At 74.9% G+C, this 5,582-nt stretch carries 1 protein-coding gene and 2 pseudogenes; 2 read left to right on the forward strand and 1 reads right to left on the reverse strand.

The window, feature by feature from the left end; genetic code table 11:
* Positions 1–131, reverse strand: a pseudogene (locus ACFV0G_RS34055) (ArsR family transcriptional regulator); the annotation flags it as partial.
* On the opposite strand from ACFV0G_RS34055, the pseudogene ACFV0G_RS34060 reads away from it, so the two are divergent.
* Positions 85–1,335: pseudogene (locus tag ACFV0G_RS34060) on the forward strand (KR domain-containing protein); the annotation flags it as partial. The pseudogenes ACFV0G_RS34055 and ACFV0G_RS34060 overlap by 47 nt on opposite strands.
* Positions 1,336–1,392: 57 nt before the next feature.
* The coding region (locus ACFV0G_RS34065; RefSeq protein WP_380556340.1) for a type I polyketide synthase at positions 1,393–5,582 on the forward strand (4,190 nt) is incomplete at its 3' end.

Below are 5,582 nucleotides of genomic sequence, written 5' to 3' on the forward strand. Positions count from 1 at the left end.
CCCGGGAACTTGGCCCGGTCGGCGAGCAGGACCACCCGCTCACCCGCCCTGATCAGGGCGCGCTTGACGGGCACCTCGACGACGGGCGCAGAGCACCTGCTGCTCACCGGCCGCCGCGGCCCCGATGCCCCCGGCGCCGCCGAGCTGGCCGCCGAACTCGGCGCGCTCGGTGCCCGGGTGACCGTCGAGGCCTGCGACAGTGCCGACCGCGACGCACTGGCCCGGGTGCTCGACGGCATCCCCGCCGAGCTGCCGCTGACCGCCGTCGTCCACGCCGCCGGCGTGGTCGCCGACGCACCGCTCGCCGACAGCGGACCGGTGCAGCTGGCCGCCGTCGTCGCCGCCAAGGCCGCCGGCGCCGCCCACCTGGACGCCCTGCTCGGTGACCGCGAACTCGACGCGTTCGTCACCTTCTCCTCCGTCGCCGGGGTCTGGGGCAGCGGCGGCCAGGGCGGCTACGCCGCGGCCAACGCCTACCTGGACGCCCTGGTGGAGGACCGCCGGGCCCGCGGACTGGCCGGCACCTCGGTGGCCTGGGGCCCCTGGGCCGAGGCCGGCATGGCCGCCGGCGCGGACGCCGAGCACCACCTGCGCCGCTTCGGCCTGCCGGTGATGGCCCCGGACACCGCGCTGCTCGGCCTCTGGCGCGCCCTGGCGAGCGGCGAGGCCACCGGCATCGTCGCGGACGTCGACTGGGCGGCGTTCACGGCCGCCTACACCGCCTCCCGCCCGCGTCCGCTGATCGGCGACCTGGCCGAGGTCAGGGCGGTGCTGGCGGAGGATCGGGCAGGTGACGCGGACCGCCCGGACACGGCGGGGGCCGGAGCCCTGGCCGAGCGGCTCGGGGGGCTCCCGGCGGCCGACCGCGACCGCGCCCTGCTGGAGCTGGTGCGCGGCGAGGTGGCCGAGGTCATCGGCTACCCGGACGCCCGGTCCGTCGAACCGGAGCGCGCGTTCCGGGCGCTCGGCTTCGACTCCCTCACCGCGGTCGAGCTGCGCAACCGGCTCACCCAGGTGACCGGGCTGCGGCTGCCCGCGAGCGTCGTCTTCGACTACCCGACGCCCGCCGCCCTCGCCGAGCACGTCCGGGACTGCCTGTTCCCGGACGGCGCCCGGGGGGCGGCCGTCGACCCGCAGGAGGCGCAGCTGCGGGAGGCGCTCGCCGCGATCCCGTTCGCGCGTTTCCGCGAGGCGGGCCTGCTGGACACCCTGCTCCGGCTCGCCGACCCCGGCACGGACGGTGCGGCCCCCGGCTCCGACGACGAGTTGGACCTGATCGACACGATGGACGTGGCGAGCCTCATCGACATGGCCCTCGACAGCAACGAAACCTGACACGTCCGAAGTGCGGAGCTCACGATGACCACGCCCAACGAGAAGATCGTCGCAGCGCTGCGGGCCTCCATCAAGGAGACCGAGCGCCTGCGGCGGCAGAACCAGCAGCTGATCGCGGCCTCCCGCGAGCCGATCGCGATCGTCGGGATGAGCTGCCGGTTCCCCGGGGGCGTGGAGTCGCCGGAGGCCCTGTGGCGGCTCGTCGCCGAGGCCGGCGACGCCATCTCCGAGTTCCCCGCCGACCGCGGCTGGAACCTCGCCGACCTGTACGACGCGGACCCGGACCGGGCGGGCACGTTCTACGCCCGCGGCGGGGGCTTCCTGCACGACGCCGCCCGGTTCGACCCGGCGTTCTTCGAGATCAGCCCGCGCGAGGCGCTGGCCATGGACCCGCAGCAGCGGCTCCTGCTGGAGACCTCCTGGGAGGTCTTCGAGCGGGCGGGCATCGACCCGACCACGCTGCGCGGCAGCCGGGCCGGCGTCTTCGTGGGCGCCTCCTCGCAGGGGTACAGCGCGGTCGCGGAGAACCTGCCGGACGGGGTCGAGGGCTACCTGCTGACCGGCAACGCGGCGGCGGTCGTCTCCGGACGGCTCTCCTACACCTTCGGCTTCGAGGGGCCGGCGGTGACCGTCGACACCGCCTGTTCCTCGTCGCTGGTGGCCCTGCACCTCGCGGTGCAGGCGCTGCGCAACGGCGAGTGCTCGATGGCACTCGCCGGCGGTGTGACCGTCCTCGCCACCCCCGACGTCTTCGTCGAGTTCAGCCGGCAGCACGGGCTGGCCTCGGACGGCCGGTGCAAGGCGTTCGCCGCCGCGGCGGACGGCACCGGCTGGTCCGAGGGTGTCGGCATGCTGCTGGTCGAGCGGCTGTCGGACGCGCGGCGCAACGGCCACCAGGTGCTGGCGGTCGTGCGGGGGTCGGCGGTCAACCAGGACGGCGCCTCCAACGGGCTGACCGCCCCGAACGGCCCGTCGCAGCAGCGGGTGATCCGTCAGGCGCTGGAGAGCGCCGGTCTGACGGCGGACCAGATCGATGCGGTGGAGGCCCACGGCACCGGCACCCGACTCGGTGACCCGATCGAGGCGCAGGCCCTGCTGAACACCTACGGCCAGGAGCGGGCCGAGGACCGGCCGCTCTGGCTCGGCTCGCTCAAGTCCAACATCGGCCACACCCAGGCCGCCGCCGGTGTCGCGGGCGTCATCAAGATGGTCATGGCGATGCGGCACGGTGTGCTGCCCCAGACCCTCCACGTGGACGAGCCCTCGCCGCACGTCGAGTGGTCGACCGGCGCCGTCGAGCTGCTGACGGAGGCCCGGCCCTGGCCCGAGACCGGAGAGCCGCGCCGCGGCGCCGTCTCGGCCTTCGGCGTGAGCGGGACGAACGCCCACACCATCCTGGAACAGGCTCCCGAGGCGGACGAGGCGCCCACCGCTACGGCTGAGCTGCCGGTGGTGCCGGTGGTGCTGTCGGCGCGGAGTCCGGAGGCGCTGGCGGCGCAGGCTGCGGAGCTGGTGGCGCTGGTCGAGGGCGACGGGTCGCCGGGTCTGCTGGATCTGGGCTTCTCGCTGGCGACCGGTCGGGCGGCGTTCGAGTACCGGGCGGGCTTCGCCGCGGCGGACCGTGCGGAGCTGCTGGCGGGGCTCGCCGGGGTGGCCGGTGCCGAGGGTTCGGTGGTGGAGGGGCGGACGGCGTTCCTGTTCACAGGGCAGGGCAGTCAGCGGGCGGGGATGGGGGAGGAGTTGTACGGCGCCTTCCCGGTCTTCGCGGATGCGTTCGATGCGGTCTGCGCCGAGCTGGACCCGCTGCTGGACCGCCCGCTGCGCGGGTCCCTGGCCGACCCGGAGCTGATCAACGAGACGGGTGTTGCCCAGCCGGCGCTGTTCGCGCTGGAGGTTGCGCTCTTCCGGCTGCTGGAGTCGTGGGGTCTGACCCCGGACGTCCTGGCCGGGCACTCGATCGGTGAACTGGCCGCGGCGCATGTCGCCGGGGTGATGTCGCTGGCGGACGCGGCGAAGCTGGTGGCTGCGCGCGGGCGGCTGATGCAGGCGCTGCCGCGTGGCGGTGCGATGGTGGCGGTGCAGGCGGGCGAGGCCGAGGTGCTGCCGCTGCTCACCGACGGTGTCGGCATCGCGGCGGTCAACGGGCCCACCTCCGTGGTGGTCTCGGGCGCTGAGGATGCGGTGCTGGCCGTGGTGGCGCGGCTGGAGGGCCGGAAGTCCAAGCGGTTGACGGTCAGCCATGCGTTCCACTCGCCGCTGATGGACGGCATGCTGGCGGACTTCCGTTCCGTCGCCTCGCAGATCACCTTCGAGGCTCCGCGGATTCCGATCGTCTCCACGCTCACCGGATCGGTGGTCTCCGCCGAGCTGACCGACCCCGAGTACTGGGTGCGACACGTTCGTGAGGCCGTGCGCTTCGCCGACGCGGTCTCCGTGCTGGAGGCGGACGGTGTCCGTACCTTCGTCGAGCTGGGTCCGGACGGCGTCCTCTCCGCGATGGGCCAGGAGACCGCGGTCGAGGCCGCGTTCGTCCCCGTCCTGCGGGCCGGCCGTCCCGAGGCCCGCGCGCTCACGGCTGCCCTCGTCCAGGCGTATGTGCACGGCGTTGCGGCGGACTGGTCGGCCGTGTTCGCCGGCTCCGGTGCCCGCCGGGTCGACCTGCCCACCTACCCGTTCCAGCGCCGGCGGTACTGGCTGGAAGGCGGTTCGTCGGTCGGTGACGTGGCGTCGGTCGGGCTCGGTGCGGCGGGACATCCGCTGCTGGGTGCGACCGTGGAACTGCCGGAGTCGGACGGTGTGGTGTTCACGGGCCGGCTTTCCGTGCAGTCGCACCCGTGGCTCGCGGACCACGCGGTGATGGGTGCGGTGCTGCTGCCCGGCACGGCGTTCGTGGAGCTGGCGATCCGGGCCGGTGACCAGGTCGGTTGCGGGCTGCTGGAGGAGCTGACGCTGGAGGCACCGCTGGTGCTGCCCGAGCGCGGCGGTATCCAGCTGCGCCTGTCCCTGACCGGCGTGGACGAGGCGGGCCGGCGGACGCTGAGTGTCCATTCCCGCCTGGAGGACGCCGCCGACGGTGAGCTCTGGACGCGGCACGCCACCGGTGTGCTCGCGCCCGGCAGCACGGCCGCCCTCCCTTCGTTCGACCTGGCCGAGTGGCCGCCGAACGGCGCGGTGCCGATCCCCGTCGACGACCTGTACGAGCGGCTGGCCGCGGCCGGGTTCGGCTACGGGCCGGTGTTCCGGGGCCTGCGCGCCGCCTGGCGCCACCACGGCGACACCTATGTGGAGGTGGCGCTGCCGGAGGATGCCCGGGACTCCGCCGCGTCCTTCGGCCTGCACCCGGCACTGCTGGACTCCGCGCTCCACGCCGTCGGACTCGGCGGCCTGCTCGATGACACCGGGCGCGGGCGCCTGCCGTTCTCGTGGAACGGCGTCACCCTGTTCGCCTCGGGCGCGGGCGTCCTGCGGGCCCGCCTGTCCCGCACCGGGACCGACGCGATCACGCTCGGGCTCGCCGACGAGACCGGCCGGGCCGTCGCCGAGGTCGGCTCGCTGGTGCTGCGCGAGATCTCCGACAACCTGGCGCGGGGAAGCTCGGCGGAGTCGCTGTACCGGGTGGAGTGGACCGCGCTACCGGTGTCCCCGGCGCCGGCGGGCGACTGGGCCGTGCTCGGCGGGGACGGCTTCGGCGCCGAGCCGTTCGCAGGGCTGGCGCAGCTCGGCGAGGCGGTGGACGGGGGCCGCTCCGTCCCCGAGACCGTGCTCCTGCCGCTCCTCTCCGCCCGCGGCGGCGAGGTGGCCGCCGAGGTCCGCAGCGTGCTGCACCAGGTGCTGTCCGTCGTGCAGGAGTGGCTGGCGGACGAGCGGTTCGCGGCCTCGCGGCTGGTCCTGCTGACCCGCGGGGCGGTCGGCGCCGAGGTCGAGGATCTGGTGCACGCCCCCGTCTGGGGCCTGGTGCGCTCGGCGCAGACGGAGCACCCGGACCGCCTCGTCCTGCTGGATGTGGACGCTCCGGAGGCACCGCAGGGCCTGTTGGCGGGTGCCCTCGCGACCGATGAGCCGGAGCTGGCGATTCACGGCGGCGGGGTGCGGGTGCCGCGCCTGGCCCGGGCAGTGGCGGCCCCGGAGGCCGTGCCGGTGTTCGGGCCGTCGGGCACGGTCCTGGTGACGGGTGCGTCGGGTCTGCTGGGCGGGCTGGTGGCCCGTCACCTGGTGGCCGAGCACGGGGTGCGGAGCCTGCTGCTGGT

Source organism: Kitasatospora sp. NPDC059571, assembly GCF_042735675.1.
Classification (GTDB): domain Bacteria; phylum Actinomycetota; class Actinomycetes; order Streptomycetales; family Streptomycetaceae; genus Kitasatospora.